Here is a 15,521-nt window from a genome sequence, read left to right as displayed (position 1 = left end):
TCAACGGAGATTAGCATGAAGCCGTCCGTCATTTTGTACAAAGCACTGCCTGAAGATCTGCAAAAACGCCTGGAGGAACACTTTACCGTTACCCGGGTGAAGAACCTCAGCCCGGAAACCGTGGCACAGCATGCCGACGCGTTTGCCAGCGCCGAAGGCCTGCTGGGTTCGAGCGAAAAGGTGGATGCAGCGCTGCTGGAGAAAATGCCGAAACTTCGTGCCACCTCAACGGTTTCTGTGGGATACGATAATTTCGACGTGGATGCGCTTAACGCGCGCAACGTTCTGCTGATGCACACGCCTCATGCCCTGACGGAAACCGTCGCCGACACGCTGATGGCGCTGGTGCTCAGCACCGCCCGTCGCGTGGTGGAGGTGGCCGAGCGCGTGAAAGCGGGCGAATGGACGAAAAGCATTGGCCCGGACTGGTTCGGCGTGGACGTACATGGCAAAACGCTGGGGATTGTGGGGATGGGGCGTATCGGCCTGGCGCTGGCACAGCGCGCCCATTTCGGCTTCAGCATGCCCATTCTGTATAACGCACGCCGTCATCACGTTGAAGCTGAAGAACGTTTCAACGCCCGCTACTGCGAGCTTGATACGCTGTTGCAGGAAGCCGACTTTGTCTGCCTGATCCTGCCGCTGACGGATGAAACGCGTCATCTCATCGGCAAAGCGGCGTTTGAAAAGATGAAGAAATCGGCCATTTTCATCAACGCGGGTCGCGGCCCGGTGGTAGATGAAAAGGCGCTGATTGAGGCACTGCAAAACGGTGAGATCCACGCCGCCGGGCTGGACGTGTTTGAACAGGAGCCGCTGCCGGTGGATTCACCGCTGCTGACCATGCCCAACGTCGTCGCCCTGCCTCACATCGGCTCTGCGACACACGAAACACGTTACAACATGGCGGCGACCGCAGTGGATAACCTGATTGCCGCGCTTAGCGGTAAAGTGGATAAAAACTGCGTTAACCCACAGATACAACAGTAGAAACGAAAAAACCCGCCAGAAGGCGGGTTTTTGAATTTTGTGCTACTGGGTTGGAAGCTTACAGGCTTACAACGTTACCAGCTGCTGGGCCTTTAGCGCCGCTTTCGATGGTGAAGGAAACTTTCTGACCTTCATCCAGAGATTTGTAGCCATCGTTCTGGATAGCAGAGAAGTGTACGAACACGTCTTTAGAGCCATCGTCAGGAGTGATGAAGCCGAAACCTTTATCAGCGTTGAACCATTTTACCAGACCAGTCATTTTAGCAGACATAGAAATTACCTTATTAACAAATATATTGTGCCTTCCGGCTTGATGGATTGCGTTACAGATTTTTAAGCGATGAAGGAAGGGTCACTACGAAGGGTATCTATGGATAACAATCTGGACTGCTTTACTAAACTGCTTTAGGTCTGTGTAACAAACCGACGAACATAGTTATACCGATGTGGTAGATGAATGACAAGCGTTATTTTCATTAAGCATAAAAAAAACCCCGCCAGAAGCGGGGATTTTTCTTATTCGGTTGCAGCGACCGCTGCGCTCCACGCCTGGCTAAAGGCCTGGTGCTGGGACGCGAGCGGCCCGATCAGCGTATTGTACTGGCTCGCCTGCTGGGAGGTCGGGAACTGAATACCGTTAGAGACGAAGCTCACCTGCGTACCCTGCTCACTGATAAAGTCACCTACCTGAACCAGCTGCTGAGTAAAGACCTGAGCCGCTGGGATCAACGGCTGCAAGGCGTTTGACGGTTTAGTTACCACTTTCTCATACACCTGGTCATAAACCGGCTTCAGATCTTCGCCCTGCTTCAACGCGGAACGCGAGGCATCAGCCTGCATTTTGGCATTTTGCAGCTGCTGGCTCAGCACCCCGAGCGCGCCGTTGGACTGGCGCAGCGGTTCACGCTGGGTCACATAATCCTGTGGAACGCGGATGGCGTTCACGCTATCCACCACCGGGCGGATACCGGAATCCATCGCCTGGCTTACCTGCTGTGAATAGCCATACAGAATGGCGTAATCCGACACGAATGGACCAAACTGTTTTTTCTGATCCGCAGTCAGCGTTGGTAAACGCTCGCCGCTACGCATCACTGTATTCTGTAGAAAATCGATAAACGCTTTGCGCTGATCGCCTTCTTTATCGAAACACCCACTCAGGCTAACCACCATCAACAACGCCGCAATAGGCGCAAACCAGCGAGAGCAGGACTTTCCTGTCGCCATTTTATTACTCCTTTCACCCAAAAAAGCGCACACCGGCACACGCGTGCCCAACGCTGACAAGGATAGTCCAGGTCAGCCTTGCAAGATAGAGTTTTCATGCAAAACGGGTATTCCCGTTTTTGTACTGACTATTTACAAAAAAATACCTGTTCATTCCTACATATGACTAATCAGGTAATTAGCATAACTATCCATATAGCTGAAACGGTTAAAGCGATCGTGATCGCACAATTAATCACAGCCGTGACGATCCTGTGTTTGGTTTAGGGACTATTCTTAACATGCTCTCTGATGTTCATGATCCCGATGTGTGATTTATGAGGAGTTCTCAATGGAATTAAAAGATCCTGAGTTTGAGCTGCTGAGCAGCCTGGAACAGATTATTTTTAAAGACGTACCGCCGACGATTACCCTGAATCAAAAGTCCAATCCTTTTAGTGAATTTGAGCGTTTACGTAAAGGGTCGGGCCTGAAAACAGATGAATTCGCAAGAGCGATGGGTGTCAGCGTAGCGATGGTGCTGGAGTGGGAGTCAAAACGTGAAAAACCTACCCCAGCCGAGCTAAAGCTGATGCGCCTGATCCAGGCAAACCCTGACCTTCGCAAGCAGTTAGCCTGATAAAGTTTGTTTGCCCCCGCCCTTGCGGGGGCTTGTGTTTAGAGCCTTTCACATCGCCATCCCGACTCCTCCCACACCAGCTCATGCGTCAGCTTTAATCCTGCCAAAAACGCTTCATCATGGGACACCACCAGCAGCGCGCCGGGGAAATCGGCCAGGGCCGCTTCAATGGCCTGCACGGAGGCCAGATCGAGGTGATTGGTCGGTTCATCCAGCAGCAACAGCTGCGCCGCCTCTTCACGCCACAGCGCGCAGGCCAGCGCGGCCTTCAGGCGCTCGCCGCCGCTTAGCGCGGCCAGAGGCAGCGTCACTTTCTCCGCGCCCAGCTGAAGCTGCGCTAAACGGGTACGTAGCGCCCCCTCCTCGAGCGGTGTATTGCAAAGGCTGAGGTGCGTCATTACCGACTGAGACAGATCCAGCCGGGAAAGATGCTGATCGAGACAGGCATGCCTGACGGAGACCTTACAGGTTCCCGTAACAGGGGCGGTTTCGCCCAGGATCACTTTCAACAGCGTGGATTTTCCACAGCCGTTCGGCCCGCGTAGCGCCACACGCATCGGGCCATCCATTCGCCAGCCGATCGGGGGGACAGGCACGTGCGGAAGCACCAGTTCTTCCAGCACCAGCACCTGTTTCCCTTCCGGAATTTGACTGCCCGGCAGGGTAAACATCACCGCGTTATCCTCTTCAACCCGCTCGCGTGCCTGGTTAACCGCAGCGTTCAGGGCATGATTTTGATCGCTATGCTGTTTTTTCCAGGAACCAATACGCTCTTTCGCCGCTGCTTTGTATTTGACCCGTTCAAACGAGGCAATGTTAAGGCTGTCGACCTTGCGAAGCGTTTTGGCTGAACGCCGCTGGCTGTCGTCATGCTCTTTATGCATACGGGCTCGGGTACGTTTGCGCTCGGTGGCAGCATGCTCCAGCGCGGCGCGGGCGGCCTGCTGCTCGGCATCACGCTGGGTTCGATAGTCAGCATAATTCCCGCCGTAGCTGCGCAAGCCCGAAGCACTCAGTTCAAGTATACGCGGCACCTGCGCCAGCAATTCCCGATCGTGAGAGGCCACCAGCACCCCGCCCTGATACCGGGCAAGCTGCTCGTAGAACCACATGCGGCCCTGCCTGTCGAGGTGGTTGGTCGGTTCGTCCAGCAACAGGTAATCAGCATCTGCGGTGAATGCACCGCACAGCAAGGCACGAATGCGCTCGCCGCCGCTCAGCTCTGCCGCGGGTTTATTCGGGTCAAAAGGTGGAAGCGAGGCCGCGATAAAAGCCCGGCTAAGCCGTTCAGCCAGATCCCAGTGGCCGTCGAGCGTGTCCAGATCGTCGGGTTCATAATGACCGCTGTCGATGCGCGTGCGCGCCGCAAAGATCGCGTCGTAGCCAAGCAGTTCGGCAAGCGTGGTATCCGCAGAAATATCCTGCTGCTGCGCCACACAGGCGTGTGTAGCAAAGCGCTCAATGTGACCGCTGGCGGGCTCATCAATACCTGCCAGCAGCCGCAGCAGGCGCGTTTTGCCGCTGCCGTTGCGGCCAACCAGCGCGCACACTGACGCATCCAGAGAAAGAGACAGAGGGCCAAAAAGGATATCGCCCGTCGCAAACTGACAGGTGACCTGATGCAAAATAAAAGAGGGGGACTGCGCAAAATGAGCCATAAGCACTCCTGAATGAAATCAAAACATCCCCTACCGACGCGGTGCGTTTAGCAAGGATCGAAATTCATCAGTCGTGTTTGTTCATTTTTGGGGGGCGCTCCTGAGGGCGAAAGTTAACGGGAACAAGAATAACGGCAATGCGCCGCCCGTTTCAAGGTTAAATTTTCACCAGCGCCATTGTCAGCGTGAAAAAAACCCGCCGAAGCGGGTCTCTCAATCAGATAAACGCAAACGCATCGCCGAACAGACGATCTTCCCGCGCGTCACGCTCGTTGCAGAACAGGTCGCGGGCAATTTTCGCCATTTCGAAGCGACCGGCGATGTAGATATCGTGCCCCGCCAGCGTCCCGTGATCCTGCAATACCGCGGTCAGCACCGTACCGCTGCGCCCGCGCCAGCCCTCTTCCGGCTGCTCGACAACCGGCTCGATGCGCAGGTTTGGATGATTGACGCTCAGCGCTTCCAGCTCAGACAGATCGTAAAGATGCTTCTCTTCACGGCCGCCCCAGTAGATGGTGATATCGCGATTTGGATTACGCGCCAGCGCCGTTAACAGAATAGAGCGGACATAGGAGAAGCCCGTACCGCCGGCAATCAGGATCAGCGGACGGTCTTCGTCTTCACGCAGCCAGGCCTCACCGTGAGGAATATCGACCACGATTTCACGCTCTTTCAGGATGCGGTCCATCACGGCCATCGCGTACAGGTTAAGCTCAGACGCACCAATATGCAGCTCAATAAATTCCTGCTCTGCTGGCGTTGAGGCCATAGAGAAAGGACGCTTATCACGCTCGTCCATCACGACCATCAGGTACTGACCGGCACGGAATGAAAATGCCGCTTCAGGAACCAAACGGACGCGATATACGGTGTCGGTAATAGCATCTACCGACGTCACTTTACAGCTTAAGGTTGTCATTCGCTCTCTCTGTCGGGAAGTCTATAGGGCTAAACGGTCTTATTCTGCCTTACCGTTATTCATTATGGCCAGCTCGTCCCAGATCGCGTCAATTCGCGCGGTCACGGCAGGATCTTTTACGATCGGGCGACCCCATTCACGGTCGGTTTCGCCAGGCCATTTGTTCGTGGCATCCAGTCCCATTTTTGAGCCAAGGCCGGAAACCGGCGAGGCAAAGTCCAGATAATCAATCGGCGTGTTTTCCACTAACACCGTGTCACGCGCCGGATCCATACGCGTGGTGATGGCCCAGATCACGTCATTCCAGTCGCGGGCATTGACGTCATCATCGCAGACAATCACAAACTTGGTATACATAAACTGGCGCAGGAAGGACCATACGCCCATCATCACGCGCTTAGCGTGACCGGCATACTGCTTCTTCATCGTCACCACCGCCAGGCGATACGAACACCCTTCCGGCGGCAGATAGAAATCCACTATTTCCGGGAACTGCTTTTGCAGGATCGGCACGAACACTTCGTTCAGCGCCACTCCCAGCACCGCCGGTTCATCGGGTGGACGGCCGGTGTAGGTGGAGTGATAAATGGCATCTTCACGCTGGGTAACGTGCGTGACGGTGAATACCGGGAAGTTATCCACTTCGTTGTAATAGCCGGTGTGGTCGCCGTACGGCCCTTCGGGTGCCAGCTCGCCCTGTTCAATGTAACCTTCCAGCACGATCTCCGCGCTGGCGGGCACTTCCAGGTCATTGGAGATGCACTTCACCACTTCGGTTTTGGTGCCGCGCAGCAGCCCGGCAAAGGCATATTCAGACAGCGTATCCGGAACGGGCGTCACTGCGCCCAGAATCGTTGCCGGATCGGCACCCAGCGCGACGGATACCGGGAAGCGTTCGCCCGGACGGGCCGCGCACCACTCCTGGAAATCCAGCGCGCCGCCGCGGTGGGACAACCAGCGCATGATGAGCTTGTTCTTGCCAATCAGCTGCTGACGATAAATGCCGAGGTTTTGACGCTCTTTATGCGGCCCGCGCGTCACAGTGAGGCCCCAGGTGATCAGCGGTGCGGCATCTTCAGGCCAGCACTGCATGATCGGAATTTTGGTCAGATCAACCGCATCGCCTTCCAGCACTTTTTGCTGGCACGGCGCACCACGCAGGCGCTTAGTTGGCATGTTCAGCACCTGCTTAAACTGCGGCAGCTTGTCGAACAGGTCGCGGAACCCTTTTGGCGGCTCCGGCTCTTTCAGAAAGGCCAGCAGTTTGCCCACTTCACGCAGCGCCGTGACATCTTCCTGCCCCATGCCCATCGCCACGCGGCGAGGTGTGCCAAACAGGTTGCACAGTACCGGCATGGCGTAGCCTTTTGGGTTTTCAAACAGCAAAGCCGGGCCGCCCGCGCGCAGGGTACGGTCAGCGATCTCTGTCATTTCCAGATACGGATCAACAGGAAGCGTAATGCGTTTGAGTTCGCCCTGCTTTTCCAGCAGCGCCAGGAAGTCGCGTAGATCGTGGTATTTCATGCAGTTAATCATGGCCTCTCTGTAAGCGCTTCATTATACGGCGTAAGACCGCGTGATGCTGTAATTTTGTTAAATTAGCGTGAACTTCCACGACTTACTCTCTTTTTCGCCATTATAATCACCTTAGCGATCCCGCCAGGGTTTTGGTATGCTTGCGCCCCGAACAATGGGAAGAGTGATTATGCAGGCCTGGTATTTACTGTATTGCAAACGCGGGCAACTTCAGCGCGCGCAGGAACATCTTGAACGTCAGTCTGTTAACTGCCTGACGCCCGTGATCACGCTTGAAAAAATGCAGCGTGGAAGACGCACAACCGTCAGTGAGCCTCTGTTCCCGAACTACCTGTTCGTTGAGTTCGACCCCGAAGTGATCCACACCACGACGATCAGCGCTACCCGCGGCGTCAGCCATTTTGTGCGTTTTGGCGCCCATCCGGCAAGAGTACCGTCATCGGTCATTCATCAGCTTTCTGTCTATCAGCAGCCTGACGATATTACCGATCCTGAAACCCCGTACGCCGGAGACAGCGTGGTGATCACCGAAGGTGCCTTTGAAGGGTTACAGGCCATCTTCTCTGAGCCGGACGGTGAAGCGCGTTCCATGCTGCTGCTCAACCTGCTGAACAAAGAGGTGTTGCAGAGCGTTAAAAACACCGATTTCCGCAAAGTTTAGAACTGCACGCCGAACAAACGACGCACGTTATCATCGGTTTGTGCTGCCAGCCACTGCGCATCTTCTCCGCGCCAGTGCGCCACTCGCTCAGCAATATGCCCCAGATAAGCCGGTTCATTACGTCGTGATGCCGGTTTGGGCTGCATATCCCGGGGCAACAGATACGGCGCATCCGTTTCCAGCAGCAAACGATCGGCTGGGATAACGGGCAACAGCTCGCGCAGCCCCAGCCCACGACGCTCATCGCAAACCCAGCCCGTGATACCCAAATAAAGCCCACGGTTCAGGCAATCCAGCGCCTCCTGACGGGAGCCCGTAAAGCAGTGCAATACCGCACCGGGCAGCTTCTCCAGCCACGGTTCCAGCAGCGCCAGAAAACGTTCATGCGCATCGCGACAGTGCATAAACACCGGCATCCCCAGCTCTGCGGCCAGCGCGAGCTGGGCGGTAAATGCCCTCTCCTGGTCTTCAGGCGTCGAGAAGTTACGGTTGAAATCAAGCCCGCATTCGCCAATGGCAACCACTTCTGGCGTTTGTGCCAGACGATGAAGCACCTCAGCGCTTTCATGCGTCCACTGGCTGCTGTCATGCGGATGCACGCCGGCGGTGGACCAACAGTGTTGATAGCGTTGCGCCAGCTGCCGTGCCTGCTCGCTCTCATGCAGGTTCGTTCCCGTCAGTAACAGCCCGTTCACGCCGGCGGCAAAAGCGCGCGCCACCACCTCATCGCGGTCTTTCGCAAACTGCGCACTGGTCAGGTTAAGCCCGATATCAAACATACGTATCCCCATATGACAACCGCCCTGACGGGCGGCTGGTTTTATTCTTTGGTGGTCTCTTCAGACGGCTCGTCTTCTTCGTCCCCGGTACGTCCCTTTCCTACGTAGAAACGTGCGAAGAACACGCCGACCTCAAACAGGCAGTACATGGGTATCGCCAGTAAGGTTTGCGAGAAGACGTCCGGTGGCGTCAACAGCATACCTACGACAAACGCACCCACCAGGATATAAGGACGCTTCTTACGCAGATCGTCAGGCGTGGTCACGCCCACCCAGCAGAGCAGGACAATCGCGACGGGCACCTCGAAGGCGACACCAAAGGCCATAAACAGCGCCATGACGAAGCTGAGGTAGCTGGCGATGTCCGTCGAAACCTGTACCCCTTCCGGCGCGGTATGCGTCAGGAAGCCAAAGGCCAGCGGGAAGACAACGAAGTAGGCGAACGCCATGCCGATGTAAAACAGCAGCGAGCTGGATACCAGCAGCGGAATAACCAGCTTGCGTTCATGCCTGTACAGCGCGGGCGCCACAAATGCCCAGACCTGATACAAAATGACCGGTGCAGATGCAATCAACGATACCCAGAAGGTCAGCTTGATGGGGGTAAAGAACGGTGAAGCAACGTCCGTTGCAATCATCGTCGCGCCCAGCGGCATCTGTTTAATCAGCGGCGCAGAAACCACCTGATAGATATCGTTGGCGAAATAGACCAGACATAAAAAAATGAGGAAAACCGCAATAATGCAGTTTAACAGGCGCTTACGCAGCTCAATGAGGTGCGCAATCAGCGGTTGAGTATCATCTACTGCCATGTTTACGCTTTATCACTCGACGAGGGGGATGATTCGGAAACAGGCGCGGCGGGTTTTACCTCAGCCGTTTTGACCACGGGCTCTTCCGGCGGCACCTGCTTTTTCACTTCGGGCTCCTGAGGCGATTGCTCTGGCGAAGCGGCCTGATGCTCCGCGCTGGAAGGCGTCACACCCTCGCGCTGCTCTTCGCTGCCCTTCACCACCGGATTATGGATGGTGTTTGCTTCATCGCTCGCCTTCTCAGGATCGTTAATGCTGTATGAGCGCTTCATGGATTCAGCCGCTTCGCGTAGCTCATCCATCGACGCTTTCAGCTCCGGCGTCAGGTTGTCCATGCTCGCCTTTTCAACCTTTTTCAGGCTGTCCTGAAATTCCTGAAGCTTCAATTCCTGCGCCAACTCGTTCTGCACGGTCGTTGCCAGCGAGCGGAGCGCCCGCACCCAGCCCACGACGGTTTTCACCGCAACGGGTAAACGCTGCGGCCCCAGCACGATCAGACCAATCACAAAGACCAGCAGTAACTCACCAAAACCAATGTCGAACACGAATTACACCTGCTCTTTATCGTGACGTTTGGCCTCTTCCTTTTTGGCTTCGTCCTGCTTATCGGCGATAGATTTAGCGGTAAAATCAGCATCCTGACCGGTTTTTTCCTGCTTATTCTCATCATCGCTCATGGCTTTCTTGAAGCCTTTGATTGACGCGCCCAGGTCGGAACCAATCGATCCCAGTTTTTTCGTGCCGAACAGCAGCACAACGATGACGGCAATGATCACTAACTGCCAGATACTGATACCACCCATGCGTGTTCCCCAGTGATAGACGATTAATTAGTCAGATCGCATTATACGTATGCAATCCATCGATAGCGACGCTAATTCAGCGCGTTTTTCGCCAGCCAGCAAGCCAGACAACCACGCCGGCAGCCATAATCCAGGCTGGCATCATTTCCCAGTCCGGACGATTGATCAACAGCAACGTGCCGCTTATCAGCAGCGTCGCGCCAATTCCGAAGAGATAGCGGGACTGCCCCTGACGCACGCGACTGGATTGAAGCTCGTGCGCGATTTTATCCATGCTGTGCTGAAGGTTCTTGCTCTGACGCAAACTGTCGTAAACCAGTTCAGGAATTTCAGGCATTTTTTCAATCCAGAACGGGCCTTTCTCTTTAAGCGAGCGAACCAGCGCAGGAATACCGACCTGATCCTTAATCCAGGACTCAAGGAACGGTTTCGCGGTTTTCCACAAGTCTAACTGAGGATAGAGCTGGCGGCCTACGCCCTCAACGTAAAGTAATGTTTTCTGAAGTAAAACTAATTGTGGCTGCACTTCCATATTGAAACGGCGTGCGGTGTTGAACAGGTTCAGTAAAACGTGACCGAAGGAGATCTCCGACAGCGGCTTTTCAAAAATCGGCTCGCAGACGGTGCGGATCGCAAACTCAAACTCTTCCACGTTGGTATCTGGCGGAACCCAGCCTGAATCCACGTGCAGCTCGGCCACCTTACGGTAGTCGCGGTTGAAGAAAGCGATAAAGTTCTCGGCGAGATAACGCTTGTCCTCTTTATTCAGCGAGCCAACAATTCCGCAGTCGATGCCGATGTATTTCGGATCTTCCGGGTGCTCGTAGCTGACGAAAATATTGCCCGGATGCATGTCAGCGTGGAAGAAGCTGTCGCGGAAAACCTGCGTGAAGAAGACCTGCACGCCGCGCTCGGCCAGCAGCTTCATGTTGGTGCCCTGCTTTTCCAGCGCTGCCACGTCTGAGACCGGAATGCCGTAGATACGTTCCATCACCATCATGTTCTGGCTGCAATAGTCAGAGTAGACTTCAGGAACATACAGCATCGGGCTGTCTTCAAAGTTACGACGCAGCTGAATGGCGTTCGCCGATTCACGCAGCAGGTTAAGCTCATCAATCAGCGTTTTTTCGTATTCCCGCACCACTTCCAGCGGACGCAAACGGCGGCCATCCGGCAACAGGCGCGGCACCCAGCGGGCCAGGCGATAGATCAGCTTCATGTCCGCTCTGATAACCGGCAGGATATCCGGGCGAATCACCTTAATAACCACCTCTTTGCCATTTTCCTTCAGGCGCGCGGTGTGAACCTGCGCAATAGACGCTGAGGCCAGAGGCTGGATGTCGAAATCATCAAACCAGGTGTCGATGGGAATATTACCCATCGCCTCTTCGATTTGTTGCTTTGCTCTCTCCCCGTCAAACGGGGCGACGCGGTCCTGCAACAGCGCGAGCTGATCGGCAATCTGCGGCGGGAAAAGGTCGCGACGCGTTGAGAGCATCTGCCCAAACTTGATCCAGACAGGGCCGAGCTCCTGCAACGCAAGACGCAGGCGTGCGCCCAGCTCCTCATCCTTATGGCGATTCGGCATCCAGAACAGCGTGCGCCGCCAAAGCCGAAGCGGCAGGGTGATGCGCATTCTGGGGATAAGCTCGTCGAGCCCGTAGCTCAAAAAGGTGCGAACGATAAAGTAGAGGCGCCGAATTTCACCAGGCGTCATTTGCCCTCCAGTTTTTCCAGCCGTTTGGTTAACGCATCAACTGCGCGCTCAACTGCCGCGGTCTCTTCAGCAAACCAGGCGACCTCTAAAGGCCCCGGCGCCATACGCCACTCTTCGGTCAGCACCTCGGCAGCATAGCGCTGTTGACGGAGCAGACCTTTGCGCAGGAAAACGGAGCCCGTGCGCAGCGTTTTGCTTATCCCTTCGGCCGCGATGTCGCCGATATAGGGTGCCAGAAGTTCCGCCGGGTCGAATTCGGCCTGATCGCTGAGTGCAACGAAGTTCTGCACCACCTGAATGTCGCCTTCGACCTCCAGCTCACCGCTGCGAATAAGCGCCGTCATCTGCTGACGGTCACGTAGTTTTGGCAGTACGCTCATGTGCGTAATCACCGAGCAGTCAGCCGTGCCTTCCCATTCACCCAGAACGTCAAGCTGGCGTTCGCTGAAGACCAGCACAAGCGGCGTCGAGAACTCCTTTAATACGATACGCAGTACCTTCCCGTTAAGCCGCTGACGTGCGGTTTTCAGCGCCGGTGCGCGATACAGAAAGGCATTCAGTACATTCTCGATGCCAGCGGTGACTAAGGGTTTAATGGGCACGGGAAACCTCCACTCAGAACTTGTAACCACGATGCAGCGCGACGACACCCGCCGTCAAATTGAAGTATTCCACGTTTTCAAACTCCGCATCCTGCATCATCGCTTTCAGCGTGTCCTGATCCGGGTGCATTCGGATGGATTCGGCCAGATAACGGTAACTTTCGGCATCGTTCGCCACCAGCTCGCCAATGCGCGGCAGAACGTGGAAGGAATAGGCATCGTAAGCTTTGCTCAGCGGGTCGATAATGGGTTTTGAGAACTCGAGAACCAGCAGACGACCGCCCGGCTTCAGCACGCGGTACATGGAGCGCAGCGCCTTGTCTTTATCGGTCACGTTACGCAGACCGAAAGAGATGGTGATGCAGTCGAACGTATTGTCCGGGAACGGCAGCGCTTCGGCGTTCGCCTGAACATATTCCACGTTCCCCACCACGCCAATATTGCGCAGCTTTTCGCGGCCCATTTTCAGCATGGAGTCGTTGATATCCGCCAGCACCACGCGGCCCGTTTCGCCTACCAGACGGGAGAATTTTGCGGTCAGATCGCCCGTGCCCCCGGCTAAATCCAGCACCGTTTGCCCACGGCGCACGCCGCTGCAATCAATAGTAAAGCGCTTCCACAAGCGATGAATGCCGAATGACATCAAATCATTCATCACATCGTACTTCGCCGCCACGGAATGAAATACGTGGGCCACCATGTCAGCTTTCTGCGCTTTGGCGACAGTCTGAAAGCCAAAGTGCGTTGTGTCTTGTGAATCGTCAACCATCTCAGAGCCTGCTAATCAGTCAAATGTTCGTGAAGTGTAACAGATTGGGCGCATTTGCCCTACGTTTCAACCACCGTGAAAGAAACGTGCCGGCTGCTCATCTGGCGATAAACTCGCCGCTAAATCGTTGTCTTCATTGCGGGAATTTTGCTCAGCGTCGCCTTCGCGCAAGCGGAACTCTTCGTCCTGAGCGGTCGCCTGCTCCACCAGTTCCGGATTAATCTCGCGTTTCACCTCCACGCCCAGGCTGCGGAACGCCTCCGCCTGTGCCAGCAAATTGCCGCGCCCGGAGGAGAGTTTTTTCATCGCCTGGCGGTAATTATCCTGGGCGCGATCCAGGCTTTGCCCCACCGAGGACATATCGTCAACGAACAGCCGCATTTTGTCGTACAGCTTGCTGGCGCGATCGGCAATCTGCTGCGCGTTACGACTTTGGTGCTCATAGCGCCACAGGTTGGCAATGGTCCGCAAAGCCACCAGCAGCGTGGTGGGGCTGACCAGCATAATGTTATTTTTCAGCGCTTCGGTAATAAGCTCAGGCTGTCTGTCGAGCGCCAGCAGGAATGCAGGCTCGACCGGAATGAACATCAGCACGTAATCCAGCGATCGCAGCCCCGGCAGCTGCTGATAATCTTTCCTGCCCAGCAGACGAATATGGTTACGCACGGAGGCGATATGCTCCTGCAACGCTGATTCTCGGGTGTAGTCATCGTCAGCGTTGAAGTAGCGCTCATAGGCGACGAGCGTCATTTTGGCGTCGATAACCACATCTTTGCCCTGAGGCAGACGCACAATCACATCCGGCTGCATTCGCGAGCGCGCGTCGTTTTCAATGCTGACCTGCGTCTCATATTCATACCCTTCGCGCAGGCCCGAGGCCTCCAGCACGCGAGTTAAGACCACTTCGCCCCAGTTTCCCTGCGCTTTGTTATCGCCTTTGAGCGCCCGCGTCAGGTTGATTGCCTCCTGCGCCATCTGCGCATTCAACTGCTGGAGGTTACGGATCTCGTGCGCCAGGGTGTGGCGCTCGCGCGCTTCCTGTCCAAAGCTGTCCTGCACCTGACGGCGGAAACCGTCCAGCTGTTCGCGCAGCGGCGTCAGCAGGCTGTTCAGGCTCTGGCGGTTTTGTTCATCCACGCGGCGGTTGCTGTGCTCAAAAATACGGTTCGCGAGGTTTTCGAACTGCTCGCTGAGGCGCTGCTCGCTGTTGATCATCTGGCGGATTTTGTCTTCGGCGTGCAGCTGGGTGGATTCAAGGCGGGTGGTCACTTCGCGGAGATCGGCCTCCAGCGAGGTATTGATGTCGCGCAGGTTACGCAGTTCGTTATTGAGCAGTTCACACTCTTCGCGCCAATGGTCGCTCAGCGCAAGCTGCTGTTTCGTCGCGCTGAGTTCAGCCACGATCTCTTCGCGCTCTGCCAGCTGTTCGGCTTTCTGCTGCGCGTGCTGGTAGCTGGAAATGAGCCAGCCAATCCCCACGCTCGCCAGCGCCACTACCGCATAAACCAGGATTGAGATATCCACAATGCCCCCCTGCATCCACGTATAACCCGCACAAAATAGAATTGTGCTGTATAAACGTCCAGTTTGAAAGGGTTTTCCTGCGAGGCGCTACGCAAAAAATAAAGGCCGAACGCGTCGGCCTTTTATCTCAGAAGAGAGAATTAGAGGAGACGGCGAGCCGCTTCAACCACAATTTTCACCGCATGACTTTCGGTCTGCTTCATGGTTTCGGCGTTCGGGATCTCCTGCTGGGTACGGTTGACGATCACGCCCGCCACCATACCGGCACGCAGACCCTGGCTTGCGCACATGGTCAGCAGCGTTGCAGATTCCATTTCATAGTTCATCACGCCCATGGACTGCCACTCTTCCATTGAGCCTTTGAAACGGCTCACCACGCGGCCAGAGAAGGTGTCGTAACGCTCCTGGCCCGGGTAGAAGGTGTCGGAGGAAGCCGTCACGCCCACGTGAGTGGTTGCGCCAACGGATTTCGCCGCTTCAACCAGCGCGGTGGTGCACTCGAAGTCAGCCACTGCCGGGAATTCCATCGGTGCAAAGTGCAGGCTTGCGCCGTCCAGACGCACGGATGCCGTCGTGACCAGCACGTCGCCCACGTTGATGTGCGGCTGAATGGCGCCCGTGGTGCCGATACGCAGGAAAGTACGAATGCCCAGCTGCGCCAGCTCTTCAACGGCGATTGAGGTAGACGGACCACCGATACCGGTAGAGCACACGATCACCGCTTTGCCGTCCAGCTCTGCGCGCCAGGTGGTGAATTCGCGATGGGCTGCCAGCTTAACCGGCTTATCCATCAGCGCGGCGATCTTTTCCACACGCTCAGGATCGCCAGGGACGATAGCCAGCGTAGCCCCTTGTAAATCGTTTTTAGTGAGGCCGAGATGAAAAACATCAGACTTAGACATAGG

Annotated in this window: 17 protein-coding genes; 3 read left to right on the top strand and 14 right to left on the bottom strand. The window is 55.7% G+C overall.

Annotation, left to right across the window (positions count from 1 at the left end; genetic code table 11):
* Nucleotides 1-15: 15 nt before the first annotated feature.
* Nucleotides 16-990: a glyoxylate/hydroxypyruvate reductase GhrB gene (gene ghrB, locus IM300_RS15255; RefSeq protein WP_131637261.1), complete on the top strand. Its 975-nt coding sequence runs from the start codon at nucleotides 16-18 to the stop codon at nucleotides 988-990.
* Nucleotides 991-1,048: 58 nt separating this feature from the next.
* Here the strand turns inward: ghrB and cspA are convergent, their stop codons facing one another.
* Together cspA and IM300_RS15245 are read right to left on the bottom strand one after the other, a co-directional pair.
* Entirely contained in the window at nucleotides 1,049-1,261 is a 213-nt protein-coding gene (cspA, locus tag IM300_RS15250; protein WP_003860775.1) for an RNA chaperone/antiterminator CspA, read from the bottom strand.
* Nucleotides 1,262-1,506: 245 nt separating this feature from the next.
* Nucleotides 1,507-2,217 (bottom strand): DUF3053 domain-containing protein, encoded by a 711-nt coding sequence (locus IM300_RS15245; RefSeq protein ID WP_063452198.1) that lies wholly within the window; start codon nucleotides 2,215-2,217, stop codon nucleotides 1,507-1,509.
* 331 nt (nucleotides 2,218-2,548) lie between these two features.
* Between IM300_RS15245 and IM300_RS15240 the strand changes: the two genes are divergently transcribed.
* Nucleotides 2,549-2,836 (top strand): HTH-type transcriptional regulator, encoded by a 288-nt coding sequence (locus IM300_RS15240; RefSeq protein WP_063452196.1) that lies wholly within the window; start codon nucleotides 2,549-2,551, stop codon nucleotides 2,834-2,836.
* Between the two features lie 38 nt (nucleotides 2,837-2,874).
* Here the strand turns inward: IM300_RS15240 and IM300_RS15235 are convergent, their stop codons facing one another.
* The 3 genes from IM300_RS15235 to ubiD form a co-directional block, all read right to left on the bottom strand.
* A complete protein-coding gene (locus IM300_RS15235; RefSeq protein WP_193037154.1) occupies nucleotides 2,875-4,494 on the bottom strand; it encodes an ABC-F family ATP-binding cassette domain-containing protein in 1,620 nt (539 codons plus the stop codon).
* Nucleotides 4,495-4,711: 217 nt separating this feature from the next.
* Entirely contained in the window at nucleotides 4,712-5,413 is a 702-nt protein-coding gene (fre, locus tag IM300_RS15230; protein WP_006812340.1) for an NAD(P)H-flavin reductase, read from the bottom strand.
* Nucleotides 5,414-5,452: 39 nt separating this feature from the next.
* Nucleotides 5,453-6,949, bottom strand: coding sequence for a 4-hydroxy-3-polyprenylbenzoate decarboxylase (gene ubiD / locus IM300_RS15225; protein ID WP_193037152.1), 1,497 nt, complete (start codon nucleotides 6,947-6,949; stop codon nucleotides 5,453-5,455).
* A 169-nt stretch (nucleotides 6,950-7,118) separates the two neighbouring features.
* Between ubiD and rfaH the strand changes: the two genes are divergently transcribed.
* Nucleotides 7,119-7,610, top strand: coding sequence for a transcription/translation regulatory transformer protein RfaH (gene rfaH / locus IM300_RS15220; protein ID WP_063452193.1), 492 nt, complete (start codon nucleotides 7,119-7,121; stop codon nucleotides 7,608-7,610).
* Here rfaH and tatD read toward each other — a convergent pair.
* The 9 genes from tatD to udp form a co-directional block, all read right to left on the bottom strand.
* Complete coding sequence (gene tatD / locus IM300_RS15215; protein ID WP_193037150.1) at nucleotides 7,607-8,389, bottom strand: 3'-5' ssDNA/RNA exonuclease TatD; 783 nt, start codon at nucleotides 8,387-8,389, stop codon at nucleotides 7,607-7,609. The genes rfaH and tatD overlap by 4 nt on opposite strands.
* Nucleotides 8,390-8,430: 41 nt before the next feature.
* The gene (gene tatC, locus IM300_RS15210; RefSeq protein ID WP_063452191.1) at nucleotides 8,431-9,201 is read right to left on the bottom strand and encodes a Sec-independent protein translocase subunit TatC; all 771 of its coding nucleotides are present in this window, start codon (nucleotides 9,199-9,201) and stop codon (nucleotides 8,431-8,433) included.
* Between the two features lie 2 nt (nucleotides 9,202-9,203).
* Complete coding sequence (gene tatB / locus IM300_RS15205) at nucleotides 9,204-9,746, bottom strand: Sec-independent protein translocase protein TatB (RefSeq protein WP_003860783.1); 543 nt, start codon at nucleotides 9,744-9,746, stop codon at nucleotides 9,204-9,206.
* Between the two features lie 3 nt (nucleotides 9,747-9,749).
* Complete coding sequence (gene tatA / locus IM300_RS15200) at nucleotides 9,750-10,004, bottom strand: Sec-independent protein translocase subunit TatA (protein WP_063452190.1); 255 nt, start codon at nucleotides 10,002-10,004, stop codon at nucleotides 9,750-9,752.
* 76 nt (nucleotides 10,005-10,080) lie between these two features.
* Complete coding sequence (ubiB, locus tag IM300_RS15195) at nucleotides 10,081-11,721, bottom strand: ubiquinone biosynthesis regulatory protein kinase UbiB (protein ID WP_102749584.1); 1,641 nt, start codon at nucleotides 11,719-11,721, stop codon at nucleotides 10,081-10,083.
* Complete coding sequence (locus tag IM300_RS15190; protein WP_193037148.1) at nucleotides 11,718-12,323, bottom strand: SCP2 domain-containing protein; 606 nt, start codon at nucleotides 12,321-12,323, stop codon at nucleotides 11,718-11,720. Before IM300_RS15190 ends, ubiB begins: the two co-directional genes overlap by 4 nt.
* Nucleotides 12,324-12,336: 13 nt before the next feature.
* Nucleotides 12,337-13,092 carry a bifunctional demethylmenaquinone methyltransferase/2-methoxy-6-polyprenyl-1,4-benzoquinol methylase UbiE gene (ubiE, locus tag IM300_RS15185; protein WP_063452187.1) on the bottom strand — a complete coding sequence of 252 codons (756 nt, stop codon included), beginning with the start codon at nucleotides 13,090-13,092 and terminating at the stop codon, nucleotides 12,337-12,339.
* A 66-nt stretch (nucleotides 13,093-13,158) separates the two neighbouring features.
* The gene (gene rmuC, locus IM300_RS15180; RefSeq protein ID WP_107534432.1) at nucleotides 13,159-14,616 is read right to left on the bottom strand and encodes a DNA recombination protein RmuC; all 1,458 of its coding nucleotides are present in this window, start codon (nucleotides 14,614-14,616) and stop codon (nucleotides 13,159-13,161) included.
* A 140-nt stretch (nucleotides 14,617-14,756) separates the two neighbouring features.
* On the bottom strand, nucleotides 14,757-15,518 hold the full coding sequence (udp, locus tag IM300_RS15175) for a uridine phosphorylase (protein WP_045417628.1): 762 nt from the start codon (nucleotides 15,516-15,518) through the stop codon (nucleotides 14,757-14,759).
* Nucleotides 15,519-15,521 lie beyond the last annotated feature (3 nt).

The sequence above is a fragment of the Enterobacter cloacae complex sp. I2 genome (assembly GCF_014896205.1).
Taxonomy (GTDB): domain Bacteria; phylum Pseudomonadota; class Gammaproteobacteria; order Enterobacterales; family Enterobacteriaceae; genus Enterobacter; species Enterobacter quasihormaechei.
Note: the sequence above shows the minus strand (reverse complement) of the source record. Positions and strands in the feature narration are given on the sequence as shown.

What these genes read in the sequence shown, in the direction of transcription:
- ghrB (WP_131637261.1), top strand. Translation starts at nt 16, where the DNA reads ATGAAGCCGTCCGTCATTTTGTACAAAGCACTGCCTGAAGATCTGCAA.
- cspA (WP_003860775.1), bottom strand. Translation starts at nt 1,261, where the DNA reads ATGTCTGCTAAAATGACTGGTCTGGTAAAATGGTTCAACGCTGATAAA.
- IM300_RS15245 (WP_063452198.1), bottom strand. Translation starts at nt 2,217, where the DNA reads ATGGCGACAGGAAAGTCCTGCTCTCGCTGGTTTGCGCCTATTGCGGCG.
- IM300_RS15240 (WP_063452196.1), top strand. Translation starts at nt 2,549, where the DNA reads ATGGAATTAAAAGATCCTGAGTTTGAGCTGCTGAGCAGCCTGGAACAG.
- IM300_RS15235 (WP_193037154.1), bottom strand. Translation starts at nt 4,494, where the DNA reads ATGGCTCATTTTGCGCAGTCCCCCTCTTTTATTTTGCATCAGGTCACC.
- fre (WP_006812340.1), bottom strand. Translation starts at nt 5,413, where the DNA reads ATGACAACCTTAAGCTGTAAAGTGACGTCGGTAGATGCTATTACCGAC.
- ubiD (WP_193037152.1), bottom strand. Translation starts at nt 6,949, where the DNA reads ATGATTAACTGCATGAAATACCACGATCTACGCGACTTCCTGGCGCTG.
- rfaH (WP_063452193.1), top strand. Translation starts at nt 7,119, where the DNA reads ATGCAGGCCTGGTATTTACTGTATTGCAAACGCGGGCAACTTCAGCGC.
- tatD (WP_193037150.1), bottom strand. Translation starts at nt 8,389, where the DNA reads ATGTTTGATATCGGGCTTAACCTGACCAGTGCGCAGTTTGCGAAAGAC.
- tatC (WP_063452191.1), bottom strand. Translation starts at nt 9,201, where the DNA reads ATGGCAGTAGATGATACTCAACCGCTGATTGCGCACCTCATTGAGCTG.
- tatA (WP_063452190.1), bottom strand. Translation starts at nt 10,004, where the DNA reads ATGGGTGGTATCAGTATCTGGCAGTTAGTGATCATTGCCGTCATCGTT.
- ubiB (WP_102749584.1), bottom strand. Translation starts at nt 11,721, where the DNA reads ATGACGCCTGGTGAAATTCGGCGCCTCTACTTTATCGTTCGCACCTTT.
- ubiE (WP_063452187.1), bottom strand. Translation starts at nt 13,092, where the DNA reads ATGGTTGACGATTCACAAGACACAACGCACTTTGGCTTTCAGACTGTC.
- udp (WP_045417628.1), bottom strand. Translation starts at nt 15,518, where the DNA reads ATGTCTAAGTCTGATGTTTTTCATCTCGGCCTCACTAAAAACGATTTA.